Annotated in this window: 14 protein-coding genes and 1 pseudogene; 8 read left to right on the top strand and 7 right to left on the bottom strand. The window is 54.8% G+C overall.

Going from position 1 to position 18,540, the window contains the following annotated elements:
- Window positions 1-11: 11 nt before the first annotated feature.
- A complete protein-coding gene (fucO, locus tag HP572_RS00930; protein WP_240585815.1) occupies window positions 12-1,163 on the bottom strand; it encodes a lactaldehyde reductase in 1,152 nt (383 codons plus the stop codon).
- A gap of 562 nt (window positions 1,164-1,725) precedes the next feature.
- Here fucO and gcvT point away from each other — a divergent pair.
- The 3 genes and pseudogenes from gcvT to gcvP all read left to right on the top strand — a co-directional run bounded on the left by gcvT (window position 1,726) and on the right by gcvP (window position 6,399).
- Window positions 1,726-2,841, top strand: a complete 1,116-nt coding sequence (gene gcvT, locus HP572_RS00935) for a glycine cleavage system aminomethyltransferase GcvT (protein WP_240584520.1) — start codon at window positions 1,726-1,728, stop codon at window positions 2,839-2,841.
- A gap of 175 nt (window positions 2,842-3,016) precedes the next feature.
- Window positions 3,017-3,409 (top strand): glycine cleavage system protein GcvH, encoded by a 393-nt coding sequence (gene gcvH / locus HP572_RS00940; protein ID WP_039274123.1) that lies wholly within the window; start codon window positions 3,017-3,019, stop codon window positions 3,407-3,409.
- A 118-nt stretch (window positions 3,410-3,527) separates the two neighbouring features.
- Window positions 3,528-6,399 (top strand): annotated as a pseudogene (gene gcvP, locus HP572_RS00945) (aminomethyl-transferring glycine dehydrogenase).
- 138 nt (window positions 6,400-6,537) lie between these two features.
- Here gcvP and HP572_RS00950 read toward each other — a convergent pair.
- Together HP572_RS00950 and HP572_RS00955 are read right to left on the bottom strand one after the other, a co-directional pair.
- Window positions 6,538-6,957 (bottom strand): type II toxin-antitoxin system YafO family toxin, encoded by a 420-nt coding sequence (locus tag HP572_RS00950; protein ID WP_240584521.1) that lies wholly within the window; start codon window positions 6,955-6,957, stop codon window positions 6,538-6,540.
- On the bottom strand, window positions 6,942-7,541 hold the full coding sequence (locus tag HP572_RS00955) for a hypothetical protein (protein ID WP_240584522.1): 600 nt from the start codon (window positions 7,539-7,541) through the stop codon (window positions 6,942-6,944). Before HP572_RS00955 ends, HP572_RS00950 begins: the two co-directional genes overlap by 16 nt.
- A 237-nt stretch (window positions 7,542-7,778) precedes the next feature.
- On the opposite strand from HP572_RS00955, the gene HP572_RS00960 reads away from it, so the two are divergent.
- Genes HP572_RS00960 through HP572_RS00980 form a run of 5 tightly spaced genes read left to right on the top strand, consistent with a single transcriptional unit; the run spans window position 7,779 to window position 12,810 of the window.
- Complete coding sequence (locus tag HP572_RS00960) at window positions 7,779-8,651, top strand: carbohydrate ABC transporter permease (RefSeq protein ID WP_240584523.1); 873 nt, start codon at window positions 7,779-7,781, stop codon at window positions 8,649-8,651.
- Window positions 8,641-9,561, top strand: coding sequence for a carbohydrate ABC transporter permease (locus HP572_RS00965; RefSeq protein WP_240584524.1), 921 nt, complete (start codon window positions 8,641-8,643; stop codon window positions 9,559-9,561). Before HP572_RS00960 ends, HP572_RS00965 begins: the two co-directional genes overlap by 11 nt.
- A gap of 36 nt (window positions 9,562-9,597) precedes the next feature.
- On the top strand, window positions 9,598-10,422 hold the full coding sequence (locus HP572_RS00970; RefSeq protein WP_095993674.1) for a phosphodiesterase: 825 nt from the start codon (window positions 9,598-9,600) through the stop codon (window positions 10,420-10,422).
- Complete coding sequence (locus HP572_RS00975; RefSeq protein ID WP_240584525.1) at window positions 10,422-11,510, top strand: ABC transporter ATP-binding protein; 1,089 nt, start codon at window positions 10,422-10,424, stop codon at window positions 11,508-11,510. The genes HP572_RS00970 and HP572_RS00975 overlap by 1 nt, the downstream gene beginning before the upstream one ends.
- Window positions 11,503-12,810 (top strand): ABC transporter substrate-binding protein, encoded by a 1,308-nt coding sequence (locus HP572_RS00980; RefSeq protein ID WP_240584526.1) that lies wholly within the window; start codon window positions 11,503-11,505, stop codon window positions 12,808-12,810. The genes HP572_RS00975 and HP572_RS00980 overlap by 8 nt, the downstream gene beginning before the upstream one ends.
- Window positions 12,811-12,855: 45 nt before the next feature.
- Here the strand turns inward: HP572_RS00980 and HP572_RS00985 are convergent, their stop codons facing one another.
- The 4 genes from HP572_RS00985 to HP572_RS01000 all read right to left on the bottom strand — a co-directional run bounded on the left by HP572_RS00985 (window position 12,856) and on the right by HP572_RS01000 (window position 18,337).
- Window positions 12,856-14,118 (bottom strand): MFS transporter, encoded by a 1,263-nt coding sequence (locus HP572_RS00985; RefSeq protein ID WP_205553502.1) that lies wholly within the window; start codon window positions 14,116-14,118, stop codon window positions 12,856-12,858.
- 197 nt (window positions 14,119-14,315) lie between these two features.
- A complete protein-coding gene (locus HP572_RS00990) occupies window positions 14,316-16,460 on the bottom strand; it encodes an alpha-galactosidase (RefSeq protein ID WP_240584527.1) in 2,145 nt (714 codons plus the stop codon).
- Window positions 16,461-16,669: 209 nt separating this feature from the next.
- Window positions 16,670-17,674, bottom strand: a complete 1,005-nt coding sequence (locus HP572_RS00995; protein ID WP_240584528.1) for a LacI family DNA-binding transcriptional regulator — start codon at window positions 17,672-17,674, stop codon at window positions 16,670-16,672.
- Window positions 17,675-17,728: 54 nt separating this feature from the next.
- Window positions 17,729-18,337: an HD family hydrolase gene (locus tag HP572_RS01000; RefSeq protein WP_240584529.1), complete on the bottom strand. Its 609-nt coding sequence runs from the start codon at window positions 18,335-18,337 to the stop codon at window positions 17,729-17,731.
- Between the last annotated feature and the right edge of the window lie 203 nt (window positions 18,338-18,540).

Here is an 18,540-nt window from a genome sequence, read left to right on the forward strand (position 1 = left end):
TTGAGATATTCTCAATAAATAGATCGATACAGCGCTTTAATCTCATCGATATTCGTATCGCGCGGGTTGCCGCCGGTGCAGACGTCGTCAAAGGCGGCCTGCGCCAGTGCTGGAATATCCTCTTCTTTTACTCCGACATCACGCAGTCTCGGTGGAATATCCACGTCGTGGGAAAGCTGCCGCACGGCGTTAATCGCGGCTTCCCGCGCTTGAGCAATCGACATCTCTGCCGCGCCTTTTACTCCCATTGCCACAGCGATGTCTCGGAATTTTTCACCGGTATAATCCGCGTTGTAGGCCATGATATGCGGCAACAGGATCGCGTTAGCAACGCCGTGTGGCGTGTTGTAAAACGCGCCAAGCGGGTGCGCCATACCGTGTACCAGCCCAAGCCCGACGTTCGAGAATCCCATGCCAGCGATGTATTGCCCCAGCGCCATCTCTTCCACGCCTTTTGGTTTCCCGGCGACGGAATCGCGCAGTGAGCGGCTGATAATCTCAATGGCCTTCAGATGCAGCGTATCGGTCAGTTCCCAGGCGGCTTTGGTGGTGAAGCCTTCAATGGCGTGCGTCAGGGCGTCAATCCCCGTAGCGGCTTTCAGCGAGGCAGGCATGCTCATCATCATGTCGGGATCGACGATGGCGACAATCGGGATGTCGTGCGGATCGACGCACACGAATTTGCGGCGTTTTTCTTCATCCGTGATGACGTAGTTGATGGTGACTTCTGCGGCCGTTCCGGAAGTGGTCGGGATCGCGATAATCGGGACGGCGGGGCGTGGGGTGGCCGCGACGCCTTCCAGACTGCGGACATCGGCGAATTCAGGGTTATTGATAATAATCCCGATGGCCTTACAGGTATCCTGCGGTGAGCCGCCGCCAACCGCGATCAGATAATCGGCCTGTGATGCCTTGAAGCGCTCGACGCCTCTTTCCACCACGGTGATGGTTGGATTGGGAATCACTTCATCGTAGATATCGTAGGGTAAGCCTGCCGCATCCAGCTTCGCCGTGACGTTGGTCACGACGCCAAATTTAACCAAATCCTTGTCCGTCACCAGCAGCGCTTTTTTGAACCCCCGCCGCTTCACTTCATCGACGATGTGCGCAATCGCGCCCGTGCCAAAGTAGGATGTTTCGTTAAGGATCATTCTGTTAGCCATCATCTATCTCCTAATCACGTTTGATTTTGATAAAGCGAAAAATACATGTCGCGCAATTCCTTGCTATTAGTGTGGGATAAGTCAGTTCTCAGCGCCTTCCGTCAAGTGCCATGTCATTTTGTTCGCTGGCACTGAGATAAAGACGCCTGAGAAGCGGTTCACAGAATCGTGATGATGATGGCGGAAGGGAGGGCGTCAGGTTGGGAGTCGTTGTTGGGTTTTGATTGAAAAAATCTAATTTAGGTTTGTTTTTATCATTATATTATCTAATCCGAATGGCATTTTCAGTTGGGTGTCAATGCCTGCGTTAGCCAGTTTTAATGTCATTAATCTGTGGTTTTCGCTGATTTAAATAATTTACGTGCTTATTTTTGTTAATTACTAAGAATATTACGCTACTTTGTTTTTTGTGGACGATTCGACTTTCTTTGTCTTCTATATAATTTATCTTATGTCTGAGAGAGTGGTTTAACCTGCGCGTCGGTGGTAAGTTCAGTCATAAGATATCGTTTGCGCAGTGTGTTTTATCGCCTGAACGCCATGCGCTGAAGAGGGATGAAGAATGGCAAAGCAGACCCCGTTGTACCAACAACATCTGGCCGATGGCGCCAAAATGGTGGATTTTCACGGCTGGATGATGCCGCTGCATTACGGTTCCCAACTGGATGAGCACCACATTGTGCGTCGGGAAGCCGGCATTTTTGATGTCTCCCACATGACCATCGTCGATTTGCACGGTGTGAGAACGCGTGAATTCCTGCGCTATCTGCTGGCGAATGATGTCGCCAAACTCACACAGCCGGGCAAAGCACTTTATAGCGGCATGCTGAATGCCTCCGGCGGTGTCATTGACGATCTGATCGTTTATTTTCTCACGGAAGACCATTTCCGACTGGTCGTGAACTCCGCGACCCGTGAAAAAGATCTCGCCTGGATCGGGCAGCACGCTGCACCGTTCGGGGTTGAACTCCGTGAGCGCGACGATCTGGCGCTGGTCGCGGTGCAAGGTCCGCAGGCGCAGGAAAAAGTGCAAGAAATCCTGAAGGCAAAAGGCCTGAGTGATGCCGATGTGGCTGCGGTCGCTGGCATGAAGCCATTTTTTGGCAAGCTGGCGGGGGATTTCTTCGTTGCCACGACAGGTTATACGGGCGAAGCCGGTTATGAAATTGCGCTGCCGAATGAGCAGGTGGTCGACTTCTGGCAACAGCTGCTGGCAGTTGGCGTGAAGCCATGCGGACTGGGCGCACGCGATACGCTGCGGCTGGAAGCGGGGATGAACCTGTACGGTCAGGATATGGATGAAGGCATTTCGCCGCTGGCGGCCAATATGGGTTGGACAATCGCCTGGCAGCCGGAGGATCGCGAGTTTATCGGGCGTGAAGCATTAACGCATCAGCGCGAAAAAGGGACCGATCAACTGGTTGGTTTAGTGCTGACGGAAAAAGGCGTATTGCGCAATGATTTACCTGTGCGCTTTACTGATAGTGATGGCGTGATGCGCGAAGGGGTCATCACCAGCGGATCGTTCTCGCCGACGCTTGGCGTGAGCATCGCGCTGGCGCGAGTTCCGGTGGGAATTGGTGAGCAGGCGATTGTGCAGATTCGTAACCGCGAACTACCTGTCCACGTGACCAAACCCGGCTTTGTCCGCGCCGGAAAAGCCATCGTTCAGTATTGAATAACTTCTTATGTCATACCCTAAATAATTCAGGTTGCAGGAAGGCGGCGACACAGTGAATCCCCAGGAGCTTACACAAGTAAGTGACTGGGGTGAACGAGGAAAGCCAACGCACATGCAGCTTGAAGTATGACGGGTAGCGCACGGGATTAACGACTTTAGGAAAGGGGATGCAATGAGCAACGTACCAGTAGAATTAAAATATACCACGTCGCACGAATGGGTGCTGCACGAAGGCGACGGTATCTACAGCGTGGGCATTACCGAACACGCGCAGGAGCTTCTGGGTGACATGGTCTTTATCGATTTGCCCGAAGTGGGCACGGTCGTTGCCGCAGGCGATGACTGCGCGGTGGCGGAGTCGGTAAAAGCTGCGTCGGATATTTATGCGCCCATCAGCGGTGAGATTGTGGAAGTGAACGAAGACCTGGAAAGCGCCCCTGAGCTGGTCAACAGCGCGCCTTACACCGATGGCTGGCTGTTCCGCATCAGAATTTCTGATGAGTCTGATTTGGACGAACTGCTTGATGCCGAAGGCTATCAGGCGTCGTTAGAAGAAGACGAGTAGTTATCGCGCCCCCGGTTTTGCTGAACCGGGGGCGTTTTGTTTTATTCGCCCGCGTCGTCTTTCAGCGCGGCAGCGATCACGATTGATGCAAGCACGATTAATGCAGGAAATTACTGTAATGACCCAGACACTCAGTCAACTCGAACATGACGGCGCGTTTATCGAGCGCCATATCGGTCCTTCCGTCAGCCAACAGCAGCACATGCTGTCGGTGGTGGGCGCGACGTCGCTGGATGCGCTGATCCGCCAGATTGTCCCGGTGGACATTCAATTGCCCAGCCCGCCAGCGGTGGGAGAAGCAGTGACGGAACATGAAGCGTTAGCTGAACTGAAGGCCATTGCAGGACGCAATCAACGTTATAAAAGCTACATCGGTATGGGCTACAGCGCGGTGCTGATGCCGCCGGTGATTTTACGCAACCTGCTGGAAAACCCAGGCTGGTACACCGCCTATACGCCGTATCAGCCGGAAGTCTCTCAGGGGCGTCTTGAAGCGCTGCTGAATTTCCAGCAGGTCACACAGGATTTAACCGGTCTGGATTTGGCCTCCGCCTCGCTGCTGGATGAAGCGACCGCGGCGGCGGAAGCGATGGCGATGGCAAAACGCATCAGCAAACTCAAACAGGCTGAGCGTTTCTTCGTCGCCGACGATGTGCATCCGCAAACGCTGGACGTGGTGCGTACCCGTGCGGAAACTTTCGGTTTTGAGATTGTCATCGGTAAGGCTGCAGAAGCACTGAAAGACGATGCGGTGTTTGGCGTACTGCTGCAACAGGCGGGGACAACGGGCGAACTGCACGATTACAGCGACCTGATGGCCGCTCTGAAAGCGCGCAAGGTCGTCAGCTGTGTGGCGTCGGACATCATGGCGCTGGTGCTGTTGACCGCACCGGGCAAGCAGGGCGCGGATATCGTCTTCGGCTCCGCACAGCGCTTTGGCGTGCCGATGGGCTACGGTGGGCCACACGCGGCGTTCTTCGCCTGCCGTGATGAACATAAACGTGCTATGCCGGGACGTATTATCGGCGTGTCGCGCGATGCGGCAGGCAATACCGCGCTGCGCATGGCGATGCAGACGCGTGAACAGCACATTCGCCGCGAGAAGGCGAATTCCAATATTTGTACCTCGCAGGTGTTGCTGGCCAACATTGCGGGGATGTACGCGGTATTCCACGGGCCGGAAGGGCTCAAACGTATTGCAGGACGCATTCACCGTCTGACCGATATTCTGGCGGCGGGGATTAATGCAGGGCGGGCTGCTGCTGCGCCATCGCAGTTGGTTCGACACCTTGACTATCGAAGTCGCGGACAAAGACGCGGTGCTGAGCCGGGCATTAAGTTTTGGCATCAACTTGCGCAGCGATCTGGCGAGTGCGGTAGGCATCACGTTGGATGAAGCGACCACGCGTGAAGACGTGCTGGCGCTGTTTGCCGTGCTGTTAGGTGACGATCACGGATTGGATATTGACGCGCTTGATGCGGCCATCGGCCAGAAAGCGGCAACGATCCCCGCCGGGCTGGTACGCCACGACGCGATCCTGTCGCATCCAGTGTTCAACCGCTATCACAGCGAAACCGAGATGATGCGCTACCTGCACCGTCTGGCGCGTAAGGATCTGGCGCTGAATCAGGCGATGATCCCGCTTGGTTCCTGCACCATGAAGCTCAACGCGGCGGCGGAAATGCTGCCGATCACCTGGCCGGAATTTGCCGAGCTGCATCCATTCTGTCCGACGGAACAGGCGCTGGGCTATCGTCAGATGATCGAACAGCTATCGGGCTGGCTGGTGCAACTGACGGGCTATGACGCGATTTGCATGCAGCCCAATTCGGGTGCGCAGGGCGAATATGCGGGGCTACTGGCGATCCGTCGCTATCATGAAAGCCGCAATGAAGCTGGCCGCAATCTCTGCCTGATTCCTAGCTCCGCCCATGGTACGAACCCGGCATCGGCGCAGATGGCGGGGATGGACGTGGTAGTGGTCGCCTGTGACAAGCAGGGCAATATCGATCTGCACGATCTGCGTGAGAAAGCGCAGGCGGCGGGCGAACAGCTTTCCTGCATCATGGTGACCTATCCATCCACTCACGGCGTCTATGAAGAGACGATCCGCGAAGTGTGCCAGATCGTGCATCAATACGGCGGTCAGGTGTATCTGGACGGTGCGAACATGAATGCGCAGGTTGGCATCACGACGCCGGGCTACATCGGCGCAGATGTGTCGCACCTGAACCTGCATAAAACTTTCTGTATTCCACACGGCGGCGGCGGTCCGGGTATGGGGCCGATTGGCGTGAAAGCGCATCTGGCACCGTTTGTACCGGGTCATCAGGTGGTAAAAATCGAGGGTGTGCTGACGGAACAAGGCGCGGTCTCTGCGGCACCGTTCGGCAGTGCGTCTATTCTGCCGATTAGCTGGATGTATATCCGCATGATGGGCGCGGAAGGGCTGAAACAGGCTAGCCAGATGGCGATCCTGAACGCCAACTACATCGCGACGCGCTTGCAGCAGGCGTATCCGGTGCTCTACACCGGCCGTGACGGTCGCGTGGCGCACGAATGTATTCTGGATATTCGTCCGCTTAAAGAGAGTACCGGCATCAGTGAGATGGATATCGCCAAGCGCCTGATCGACTACGGTTTCCATGCGCCGACCATGTCATTCCCAGTAGCGGGTACGCTGATGGTGGAACCAACGGAATCGGAAAGTCAGGTAGAGATCGATCGCTTCGTTGACGCTATGCTGGCGATCCGTGCCGAAATCAACCGCGTTGCACAGGGCGAATGGCCGCTGGATGACAACCCGCTGGTGAACGCACCGCACACGCAGGCGGAGCTGGTGGCTGACTGGGCGCACCCGTACAGCCGCGAGCTGGCGGTCTTCCCGGCAGGCAGCGAACACAAATACTGGCCGAGCGTGAAGCGTCTGGACGATGTGTACGGTGACCGTAACCTGTTCTGCTCGTGTGTGCCGATGAGCGATTATTAATAAGTTCGGTGTGAATATTGGCCTCGCATGTATTTTAACGCATGCGAGGCCAAATGTATTTGGCTCTACGGGGAATTTGAAACTGATACCAGAAGGAGTTTTTGGTTTATTCAATCATTACTCGATATTCAGCCTCTCTTATTTATAATAAGAGAGTGAATTAAGCTGTCTTTCATTTAGAGACTGAAATTTGCTTTCCGTTATTTTTATAATAGTGGGTAATAGTTTCTTAATTTTTTCATGACCATCTGGCTTAATAATCGCAATCACTTGAATATGCAGGGGATGGATATTGTGTATCGCAAACACTAAAAAATTATCACTGACTCTGCGATGAAGAAGTTGTGATGCAGGCCACGGAGCCTCTTCTCCTGGAATACGAATATGAGATTTGTAAATCCCAGAAAGGGTAGATTGAGGTGAACGTTCAAAGCCCCCCATCTTTCCAATATATGCAGAGACTTTTCCGTTGTTTTTATAATTTGCTAATGCTTTAGCAAAGAAATTTTCCAATTGACCTGCGGCTGCATCAATAATAATGCTTACGCGGTTTTCCATGCTGGCGGCTCCATGCCAAGTCTTTTGTGGCTGTCTTCAACTGACTTTTTGAAAGCAGCTAATTCTTCATCACTAAATTCCTCTGCTTCTTCGTATTCAAGAGGAAGAAACTGAGTGCCGAGAGTGGCTAAAGCCATAGTCAACTTCTTGTATTCAATGAATGTGTTGATCGCGTGGTTTTTCATTGTCATAAGCGTGGTGAGATGTGGCAACCAGGCTTTGTTATTTTCGGCAACAAAGAAGGTATAAAGAAGCCTCGTTATGCCATGATCTATTTGATTAACCTGATTGTTTAGCTTGTCGATGTCACTACGCTGAATGTCTAGTGCCGCAATGTCCTTATCGGTTCCATTGCTAAGGGTATCGATAAACTCTTTATATTTTTCACAGTTTTTTTCAACGGGTGTCATGACTTTGTAGATGACTTTCAATGCATCGGAGGCTTGTTTTTTCGAGATAGAATTCCCGTGACTTCTGTCAAAGTCAGATATGGATCGCTCAATAGGCTGAGACACGTTATTGAAAACGCTCTCTATCTTATCCGGCCCTTGGTTGACGATAGCCATAGCTTCAAGCCCTAGCATGATTGATTCCTTATAATTTTACAGGTTAAAAATGATACAGCAAAGTCAGTCACTCTTCCCAGCCGTATTTTTAGGGACTTCGAGCCTTCCCGCAAATCACCTGTCAAAACGCAGATGAATCGTTCGCAGGCATATTTTCCCTACCCGAAAACAAACTGTCATTAAACTGACGCCCCACTGACACGCTAGCGTTCTAGGGTAAGGCCTCTGTGTTTCACACTGAGCGACCTTTGAGTTATGCGTGCAAAATGCTTTCCCTATCTTGTGCTGTTGCCGACGCTGGTTTTTTTGCTTGCCTTCACCTATTTCCCCCTGTTGCGCTCGGTCATCGACAGCCTGTATGACACCCGGCTGAATGCCGATACGCCGCTGTTTGTCGGGATGGATAATTTTGTACGTCTGGTGCAGGACGCAGTGTTCTGGCAGGCGTTGCTGAACAATGTGCTGTATATCCTGATGACGGTGGTGCCCGGCGTGCTACTGGCGCTGTTGCTGGCGGTATTGCTGTGGGAAAACACGCGCGTTAACCGCTGGCTGCGTACCGCCTTCTTCTTTCCGATGATTATTCCGCTGGTGAGTGCCGCGACGCTGTGGCTGTTCATCTTTATGCCGGGGCTGGGGCTGCTGGATTACTATCTGGCGAAAGTATTCGGCCCGGTGAACAACAACTATCTCGGCATGAGCGACAGTGCGCTGGTGGCGGTGAGCATCATCGGCATCTGGAAATTCGCTGGCTACTACATGCTGTTTTTTCTCGCCGGTCTGCAAGCCGTTTCAGCCTCTGCACGTGAGGCGGCGCTGATGGAAGGGGCTTCACGGCGTCAGGTGTTTTTCTACGTCACGCTGCCGCTGCTGCGGCCAACCATCGCCTTCGTGGTCACCATCGCCTTTATCTACGCCATTACCCAAATCGACCATGTTGCCGTGATGACGCGCGGCGGGCCGAATAATGCGACGACTGTGCTGCTCTATTACATCCAGGATCTGGCGAATGACACGCACGATCTGGGCAAAGCCTCTGCGGCGACCTTCCTGACGCTGGCGATGCTGTTCGCCTTTTCCATTATGAATCTGAAAGTGCTGGAGAAAGGGGCGCACTATGAACGTTGAAAATCCGAGCGTTGATCGCCCGAATGTTGAGAACCTAAGCGTTGACGTTCGGCATGTTGCTAACCGCAGCGTTGCCAATCGTCATCCGCTGCGCATTACGACGCGGTTCACGCTGCCGCTGCTGCTGATTTGCGCCGCGTTACTGTGGGTCAGCCCGTTTATCTGGATGCTGTCTTCTTCCGTCAGCACCAGCAGCTTTGGCGTGGACATGGCCTCGCTGTTGCCGCGTCTCCCGCTGACGCTCGATAACTTCCGCGATGCGTGGGATAGCGCCGACTGGTTACGGCTTTACACCAACACGCTGATCTTTGCGGTCGGCACGTTTCTGGTACAGCTGGTGACGATCACCACGGCGGGCTACATCTTTGCCTACCACGAGTTTCGCGGCAAAACGCTGCTGTTCTACCTGCTGTTGATTCAGATGATGATCATGCCCGTCGTCATGATGGTGCCAAACATGATGACGCTCAAACAGCTCGGCCTGCTTAACACTCTGACTGGCGTGATGATGCCGTATTTCGCCTCGGCATTTGGCGTATTCCTGATGCGTCAGGCGTTTCTCAATATCGCCAAAGAGATTGAAGAAGCCGCGTTGATGGAAGGCTGTCGCTGGTGGCAGGTGGTATTTCACGTCCTGATCCCGATGACCTGGCCGTCGATTCTGGCTTTTGCCACGGTCAGCATTACCTACCACTGGAACGAATATCTCTGGCCGCTGATGGTGCTCAATGACCCTGACAAACAGGTGCTGACCATCGGGCTGGTGTCGTTTGCTATGGGCGCGGAGTCCGGGGGGCAGTGGGGATTGATCTGCGCGGGTACGCTGCTGGTGTGCCTGCCGTTGATGGTGGCTTTTGTGGTGTTCCAGAAGCAGTTCCTGAGCAGCTTCGGCTTCTCGGGCATTAAGTGAATCGCCAACGGGCGAAATAACGATGAGGTGGTAGTTATGTTGCTGGCACAAATTTCCGATCTGCATTTTCGCAGTGAGGGGCGCAAGCTCTATGAATTTATTGATATTAACGGAGAAAACGCCAAGGTCATTAACCAGCTAAACGCGCTGAGCGAGCGGCCGGACGCGGTGGTGATTAGCGGCGACATCGTCAACTGCGGAAGCCCGCAGGAGTATCAGGTGGCACAGCGCGTATTGCAGATGCTGGATTACCCGATGTACGTGATTCCGGGCAATCATGATGATAAGCAGCATTTCCTCAATGCGATGCGCCCGCTTTGCCCGCAATTGGGCGATGATCCAGAGAACATCCGCTATGCGGTGGATGACTTCCCGATGCGCCTGCTGTTCATCGACACCAGTTTGGCCGGGCAGGCGAAAGGCTGGCTGACGCCGTCCACGTTGGGCTGGCTGGAGCAGCAATTGCAGGATCACTCAACGCGCGAAACGGCGATCTTCATGCACCATCCGCCTCTTCCTCTGGGATCGGCGCACATGGATCGGATCGCCTGCGAAAACGGGAGTGAGCTGCTGACGCTGATCGAGCGTTTCCCGCAGCTTACGCGGATCTTCTGTGGACATACGCACCGCCTGATTATGACGCAGCATCGGCAGGCGATTATCGCCACCGTGCCGGGTACCGTCCATCAGGTACCGTATTTCTACTATGACGATACGTCGTACTACAACCTGGAACCCGCCAGCGTGGTCATGCACCGCTATGTGCCAGTCACCGGGCTGGTGAGCTACAGCCAGTCGATCACCTCGTATCCTGGACCTTACCTCTACGATCCGCGTATCAGCTGCCCGGTGGATGCGTAATGGCCGTGATTCAGTTACGTAATATCAGTAAACGCTTCGAGCACATGCAGGCGCTGGCGTCGCTTTCGCTGGATATCGCTGACGGTGAGTTTCTGGTGCTGGTCGGGCCGTCTGGCTGCGGAAAAAGTACGCTGCTGCGTATGCTGGCCGGTCTGGAAGACGTGAGCGATGGGCAGATCCTGCTGGGTGACGACGACATTACGACGTGGAGTCCGAAGCAGCGCAATTTCTCGATGATTTTCCAGAACTACGCGCTGTTTCCGCACCTGACCGTCGAGCAAAACATCACTTTCGGGATGCGGATGCGCGGTGAGCCGAAAGCGGAGTATCCACAGCGCGTGCAGCGCGTTGCCAGCCTGCTTCAGCTTGAGCCACTCCTGAAACGTAAGCCGGGAAAACTGTCCGGCGGTCAGCGTCAGCGTGTAGCAATGGCGCGGGCGATCGTGCGCGATCCGCGCTTGTTTTTGATGGATGAGCCGCTGTCGAATCTGGATGCCCGCCTGCGCAGCGATGTGCGGGACGGCATTATGGATCTGCATCGGCAGTTGAAAACAACCACCGTTTACGTCACGCACGATCAGATCGAAGCGATGACGATGGCGGACAGAATTGCGGTGCTCGACCGTGGCGTGCTGCAACAGGTTGGCACGCCAGAGCAGCTGTATTCTCACCCCGCGAATGTCTTTGTCGCCGGATTTATCGGCACGCCCGCGATGAATATGGTGACGCTGCCTTGTGCTGATGGGCAAGCATTTCTACAGGCATTGTCTGTGGCGCTGCCCGCCAGTGAAGAAACGCGTTCACTGACCAGTGTGCTGCTTGGTATTCGCCCTGAGCATATTACCGAACACGCCGCGTCAGACGGCGACTTGTCATTGTCGGGAACGGTGAAGCAACGGGAGCTGTTTGGTGCGGAGTATCTGATCCATGTGGATACGCCGTTGGGAAATATTCGCTACCGTCGGCCAAATCGCGATGTCGTGCCGGATGTCGGCGCCTCCATTGTGCTTCATTTTTCACCGCAGGATTGTCATTGGTTTTCCGGGCAAACCGCCCGTAATTTATCCCAGGAGAAAAGAAATGCGTAAGCCCCGTATGATGGCGCTGGCGATAGCCTTGCTGATGTCCGGCCCCGCGTTGGCGAAAGAGAGTATCGATTTCATGTTTCCCGCGCCGGTTGATGGCAAGCTGACGATGGAAATGACGCGCATCATCAAGGAGTACAACCAATCGCAGGATCAGGTTGAAGTGCGCGGGATCTTCACCGGCAATTACGACACGACGAAGGTGAAAGCGGAAGCCGCTGCTAAAGCGGGCGATCCTCCCGCGCTGGTAATTATGTCGGCAAACTTCACTGCCGATCTGGTCATCAAAGATGAAATTCTGCCGATGGACGAGCTGTTCAAATACGGCAAAGAAAAGGCCACGCCTTTCCTGACTAAAAATTTCTGGCCCGCGCTGCATCAGAACGCGCAGGTGATGGGCGTAACTTACGCGATCCCGTTCCACAACTCGACGCCGATCCTTTATTACAACGAAGACATGCTGAAGAAGGCCGGTTTCAACGAACCGCCGAAAAACTGGGATGAAGTGATTACGGTCGCGAAGAAACTGACTGACCCGGCAAAAGGGCAGTGGGGCATCATGATTCCGTCCACGAACGATGACTACGGCGGCTGGATGCTGTCTGCGCTGACGCGAGCCAACGGCGGGGCGTATTACAATGCCGACTATCCGGGCGAAGTGTATTACAACACCGCCTCGACCAAAGGCGCACTCCAGTTCTGGCGCGACTTAGTGTATCGCGACAAAGTGATGCCCGCTGGCGTGCTGAATTCCAAACAGATCAGCGCCGCGTTTTTCTCCGGCAAGCTGGGCATGACGATGCTGAGTACCGGCGCGCTGGGCTTTATGCGTGAAAACACCAAAGATTTCCAGCTTGGTGTGGCGATGATGCCGGAAAAAGAGCGTCGTGGCGTGACCATCGGCGGGGCAAGTCTGGTGAGCTTCAAAGGGATTTCCGAAGAGCAGAAGAAAGCGGCCTGGCAATTCATGAACTATCTGGTCAGCCCTGAAGTGAGCGGTAACTGGAGTCGTTTTACCGGCTACTTCGCCCCGCGCATGGCGGCCTACGATCTGCCAGAAATGAAGGACTATCTGGCGAAAGATCCGCGTGCGGCCATTGCGCTGTCACAGCTGCAATACGCCCATCCGTGGTACGCCACCTATGAAACGGTTGCAGTACGTAAAGCGATGGAAAATCAGCTGGCGGCGCTGCTAAACGATCCGGCGAAAAAGGTCGATGACGCCGCTGCTGCCGCACAAAAAGAGGCGGATGGCATCATGAAGCCTTATGTGGATAAAACGGCGTTGCGAGATGTGAAATAGTAATATCGTGCCCCGTTGGTATTAAACCGATGGGGCGCGATAATGTTAATGCGCAGCCTGAGAACTCATCCCCGCCGAGCTACGTGACGATGACAGCGTAAAGGCAGAGATTGCAGTGAAGGTAAGCGCGATGCCGCCCAGAATAAGGTAAGTCTGGTTGAAGCCGATGCGGTCATACAGATTGCCCGCCGCGGAGGAGAGGAATATCGCCATAAACTGCTTGGCGAACTGGAAGCCCACCAGATAAATCGTGGCCGACAGGCGCGAATCAAACGTATTGGCGATGTATTTGAAAATCCCGATGAGCAGCAGCGGCACTTCAAAGGCGTGCAGCATTTTCAGTATGATCACCTCCGTGACGGACGTGGCACAGGCCGAGCCCAAGATCCTGATCGACATAATCGTGCCAGCCACCAGAAGCGCATTTTTAGCGCCGATCCGGTTAATAAGCCAAGGCGTACAGAACATCACTAGCGCATTTGCAGCTTCCCCCGCGGTGGTGACAAAACCAAAGATCTGGTTGCCCTGTTCCTGCGAGCTAAAGAACGATTTAAAGAAATTAGCGAATTGCTGATCGTAGACGTCATAAATACAGGCGACGCCGACCACGTACAGCACCAGCAGCCAGAACTGACGGTTGGCCAGCAATCCTAACGCCAGCTTCACACTAAAAGGCGAAGCGTTAGCCCCGAGCGAGTCCATGACGGCGGCAGTCGGGTTGCTTTCCGTCTTCGCCAGACACAGCAACACAATCAAGATAATCGCCGAGCCGGATCCCATCCAGAACACGATATCGGGGTTGATGTTAAACAGCATACCCGCCGTTGAGGCGCAAATTCCCCAGCCAAAACAGCCAAACATGCGCGCCTTGCCGTACTCAAAGTGGTGCTGTCGGCTGATGCGTTCGATGTAGGCTTCAATGGCTCCGGCTCCCGCGCTGAAAGAGAACCCGATATACAAACCACCGACTAAAGCACCCAGTATCACGTTGATTTTTAACAGCGGTGCGAAGACATACAGAAAGAAAGGGGCAAAAAAGAGCAACAGCACCGAGATCACCCATAGCAGGTGCTTCTTCATACCCAGCTTATCGGACAGGATGCCGAGGAAAGGCTGAAACAGGATCGCGAACAACGACAGGAAGGAGAAAACGATGCCAGTATCGGTCTTGTTGAGCCCGATAACGTCCGCCAGCCAAATTGGCAAAAACGGAAAGCACGTTGCCATGATAAAGAAATAAAGAAAGAAGAACGCGCCGAAAATCCAGAAGTTACGGTTATTTTTGTAGTAGCACGAGGTTGTAGGCATCTTACTTTCCCCCTGGAGGGTATACCCGTCAATACTTCAAGTTGCAGGTGTGTTGGCTGCGCTTAGTCACCCGAATCACTTACTTGAGTAAGCTCATCGGGATGCCTTCTCTTGCCGCCTGCCTGCAACTCGAATTATTTAGGGTATCGGTGTGTGGTTATGTGTTGGTGTCCCATGATTGCTATACAGCAAAAAAGCTAGCTGCCAGCGGTGTCCGGCACTGCGGAAAGCGCGACCAGAATCGCGGTTTCCGGCGTCAGGACGGGCAGGGCAAGGCCGGCCTGCATCAGCCAATCACCGGAAACCACGATCGGCTGACGTAACCAGGGCGGAAGCTCACGCATAGTGCCGCCGCCTTCTCGCACCGTTTTGATTTCCGGGCCGTCCAGCAGCGTGACCTCATAGCGTGCGTCAGGCTGTAGACCGGGGATGCGGAGCGTCCCCGCCAGCGAATAATCCGGCATACGTAGCTGAGCTACCTGGAAAACGGCGTGTTGCCGATCGTTGCTCACCACGCCGGTGACCTGCACCGTATCGTCCGGCATCTCGACCCGCCAGGTGGTGCCGCTGTGCAGCAGTGGGCGCAGCGTTTTGTGCAACTGGATGTAGTGGCGATAGCCTTCCAGCTCGTCGTCGTCAGCCTTCACGGGATCCAGCTCAATGCCCATATGGCCGAACAGAGCCGTCAGGCCGCGAAAGGCGATGGTGTGACGCCGATAGGTGGCGTGGCAGCGAGCGTGCCCAATGTGTTGCCCCATGACTTCTGGTGGAAAGAAGTAGCTCATGCCGCGCTGGATAGTCTGGCGCTCTAGCGCGTCGTTGTTATCCGACACCCAGAAGCGCTGGGTACGCTCCAGTACGCCGTAGTCGATGCGTCCTCCACCGGAGGCGCAGGATTCAAATTCGACATGAGGAAAGCGCTGGCGCAGGGTATCGAGCAGACGATAGAACTGCCGAGTTTGCGCATCGGCGGCCAGACGCCCTTCATGGCCGGGTTGCACCAGCTCGCGGTTCATATCCCACTTCACATAATCGACCGGGTGTTCGCCCAGCAGCCAGCTCAGCCGCTCCAGCAGATAAGCAAAGGCCTCGGGCTGGTTTAAATTCAGCACGTACTGGTAGCGACCCGTTGGCTGTGCGTAGCCGGGCAGTTGCAGCACCCAGTCAGGATGGGCGCGGAACAGGTCGGAATCGGGGTTGATCATCTCCGGTTCGACCCAAATGCCGAACTCCATCCCTAAGGCTTTGACGTGCTCAATCACTGGCATCAGCCCGTTAGGGTACTTTTCCTCGTCCAGATACCAGTCGCCGAGCGCGGCTTGGTCGTGGTGACGCCCACGGAACCAGCCGTCATCGATAATGAAGCGCTCCACGCCGACGTCGGCGGCCTTGCTCGCCATCTGCATGATGTACTCGGGGTCATGATCGAAATAGATCCCTTCCCACGTATTGAGGTGTACCGGGCGTGGTTTATCGCCGGAAAATTGGATCAGGGACTGGCGCAAGAAGGTGTGATAGCGCTGGCTCATGCCGTTTAAACCGGCATCGGAGAAGGCGGCGTAGACCCACGGCGTGGTGAGGGATTCCGACTGCGCCAGCGTGATTTCGCCCGGCAGATACAGGGCTTCCGCCTGGACGACACGACGGCCGTCCGTTTTGATATCGGCACGCAGGCGGTGGTTGCCACTCCAGCCTAAATGCACACCCCATACCGATCCACGCTGTTCGCTGAACGCGGACTCGCCGAGGATAAAGGCGGGGAAATATTCATGGGAGCTTCTGCCCCGACGGCTTTCCTGAATAAAACCGCCATGCTGCAACGTGAGGCGGTGGGCCTGAAACTCACGCAGCCAGCGGCCGTGGAATGCCATGACGTCGCTCGCTCGTTCCGGGATGGGCAGCGTGACGGCGAGGCGCTGTACTTGCCAGGCATCCGCACGCAGATTCTCTAGCGTGTGGCGCAGTTGCAGGATGTCGGTCTGCGGATCCAGACGCAGTTCGCTGATCAGGCGTAGCCCTGCCAGTTCATCTTCCGCCGTGATGGTGAGCGTATTGCCCTGAACGTCAGCCTGCGTCGTCGTGAAGATCGGCGCGGCGTTATAGCCTGAGCGGTGCCCCTCAATACCCGGCGAACCGAACTGACCGCGCCCGTATTCCATCGCCAGCGTCAGAGGAAGATCCACATCCAGACGACCGTTAGCGACGGGGCGTTGCAGAGAAACGATATCTTCTGGTGAAAAACCGCGCAGCCGTGGTCCCCAGTAGAGAATTTCCGCCGCTGGGGCGCAGCGTACGATGACATCGCACTGTGCGCTGGTTAATTGAACAATATCACGCATCATGAGGAGGATTCCAAATTACGAATAGTGGATCTCAGTGAAAACTTAAACGTTTAAGTCATCAACTTAAACGTTTAAGAAATGTGATATTGTTAAAATAATCGTTAGAAAATGGAAAAAGGTTGCGATGGGGATGTGAAGATCATCTCGCTGACGGCTGGCGTCGCAAACCAACCGGTGGCTTTATGAAATGTGGCAGAGAGCGGGATAGATTAGGCGGGAAAACTCGTGTTACCGAGGCGTAACGTTGGCTGCCATAGCACCTGCAAGTTTTCTACGGCTTCGCCCGCGATCAGCGCCTGCATCATGCTGGCAATCTGTTCGCCAACCTGCTCGCGTGTCGCCTGTTCGATGGCGGTCACGGTGATGTCGGTCAGGCTGTCCTGTGGCAGGCCGTCATACATCACTAATGCGATAGGGTGTGAACCAGAAAGCCGCCCCGCCTGCTGCAATGCGGCAACGGCACCGTCGCCGTAGACGTTGCCGTCCATCACCATCGCGGTGGGCGGTTCAGGCAGCGCCAGAAGATCGAGCATGGCCTGATAGCCCGCGCGGCGCGTGGGGTTCACACAGCGCAGATAGGCATCGTGAAACGGCAGGCCGTGGTGTTGCAGAGCATCGCGATAGCCCTGACGACGCTGCATGATAAACGCCTGCGGGTGATCTTCGCTTAACATGGCGATACGGCGATGCCCAAGCGCGATCAGGTGTTCGGTTGCCAGCGCCATACCTGCGCGGTTGTCAAAATCGAACCAGGCGTAAGGATGGGGAAGCTGGCTTCGACCCAGCGCCAGAAAAGGCACGTTGTGGCGTTGCAGTAACGTCAGTCGTGCATCCTGCTCGCACGTATGCGCCACAATCAGCGCATCGATACGGCGGCTGGCGATCAATCTGGCGGCACCCTGACAGGCGTCTTGCTCGTCAGCCAGCAGGAGAAAATCGACTTCATGCTGTGCCAGCTTGCGGCTGATCGCGCCAATCATCTCAAAAAAGATATCGTTACTCAGTGAAGAGGCGTAGGGATAGACCAGACCAACGGCGTTGCTTTTGCCCATTTTCAGACGGCGTGCGTGGGTATTGGGGCGGTAGCCAATGCGCGCCGCTTCTTCCTGAATACGCTGGCGCGTGGCGTCGGAGATATCGCTATGGCCGTTCAACGCACGACTCACCGCCGCCACGGACAAACCCAGGTTATTCGCGATTGTTTTTAAAGACATCACCCTCTCCTGACGTGCATGCCCGGCGACGGGGCGTCTAGCGGGAAAACCGAATTATAGCAACCAGCCCTTGGCTTTGGCGTCTTCCAGATGTTGCTGGAGGTATTGCCACAGTTCTGGGTTGATTGTGGAGATGAACTCGGCGCGGTCAAGAACCTGTTCCAGACGGATGCCGTTTTCTACCCAGCTTTGGCCGCCGTTAGACAGGTTCATCAGCATCGGCATGACGCGGTCAAGCACCAGAGCGAACTGGGCGCTGGGGGTTTCATTCGCTTCGTATTCTTCCCACAGATCGTGGAATTGCTGACGCTGTGGCTCGGGCAGCAGGCCGAAAATACGGGCGGCGGCGGCGACTTCCTGATCGTGAATCGCCAGACGAGCGGAAAGATCGTAAACGAGCACATCGCCCGCATCAATTTCGACGATGTCGTGAATCAGCGCCATTTGGATCACGCGCTGGATATCCACGCCTTCACCGGCATAAGGCGCCAACGCCATTGCTGCGACGGCAAAGTGCCAGCTGTGTTCGGCAGAATCTTCGTGACGTTCGCTGCCGATAATTTTGTTACGGCGCTGCACGCTTTTTAATTTATCGATTTCTATCAGAAAGCCGAAGACATCGGTCATGGAACCGAAATTCAGAGTAGATGGGGCAGATGACATGAAAAACTTACCTCTTGCAGTGAACACGATGCAGTAAAAATCATGCAGTGAAACGATATGTAGCGAAAACCAAAACGATATGTAGCGAAAACTACAGGAAGGCGCTGTGAGCGTCAGAACCGGATGACCGTTAACGCGAATAACCGGTAACAACGGCAGAGCCCTTCAAAAAACAGGGAGATATCAACGTCGATCATTGTAGG

It is taken from the genome of Pectobacterium sp. PL64 (assembly GCF_022477975.1).
In the GTDB taxonomy this organism is placed as follows: Bacteria; Pseudomonadota; Gammaproteobacteria; order Enterobacterales; family Enterobacteriaceae; genus Pectobacterium; species Pectobacterium jejuense.

Coding starts and splice junctions, on each gene's coding strand:
- HP572_RS00995 (WP_240584528.1), bottom strand. CDS start 17,674: ATGTCTTTAAAAACAATCGCGAATAACCTGGGTTTGTCCGTGGCGGCG.
- HP572_RS00985 (WP_205553502.1), bottom strand. CDS start 14,118: ATGCCTACAACCTCGTGCTACTACAAAAATAACCGTAACTTCTGGATT.
- HP572_RS00950 (WP_240584521.1), bottom strand. CDS start 6,957: ATGGAAAACCGCGTAAGCATTATTATTGATGCAGCCGCAGGTCAATTG.
- fucO (WP_240585815.1), bottom strand. CDS start 1,163: ATGGCTAACAGAATGATCCTTAACGAAACATCCTACTTTGGCACGGGC.
- HP572_RS00990 (WP_240584527.1), bottom strand. CDS start 16,460: ATGATGCGTGATATTGTTCAATTAACCAGCGCACAGTGCGATGTCATC.
- HP572_RS00960 (WP_240584523.1), top strand. CDS start 7,779: ATGCGTGCAAAATGCTTTCCCTATCTTGTGCTGTTGCCGACGCTGGTT.
- HP572_RS00980 (WP_240584526.1), top strand. CDS start 11,503: ATGCGTAAGCCCCGTATGATGGCGCTGGCGATAGCCTTGCTGATGTCC.
- gcvT (WP_240584520.1), top strand. CDS start 1,726: ATGGCAAAGCAGACCCCGTTGTACCAACAACATCTGGCCGATGGCGCC.
- gcvH (WP_039274123.1), top strand. CDS start 3,017: ATGAGCAACGTACCAGTAGAATTAAAATATACCACGTCGCACGAATGG.
- HP572_RS00955 (WP_240584522.1), bottom strand. CDS start 7,541: ATGCTAGGGCTTGAAGCTATGGCTATCGTCAACCAAGGGCCGGATAAG.
- HP572_RS01000 (WP_240584529.1), bottom strand. CDS start 18,337: ATGTCATCTGCCCCATCTACTCTGAATTTCGGTTCCATGACCGATGTC.
- HP572_RS00970 (WP_095993674.1), top strand. CDS start 9,598: ATGTTGCTGGCACAAATTTCCGATCTGCATTTTCGCAGTGAGGGGCGC.
- HP572_RS00975 (WP_240584525.1), top strand. CDS start 10,422: ATGGCCGTGATTCAGTTACGTAATATCAGTAAACGCTTCGAGCACATG.
- HP572_RS00965 (WP_240584524.1), top strand. CDS start 8,641: ATGAACGTTGAAAATCCGAGCGTTGATCGCCCGAATGTTGAGAACCTA.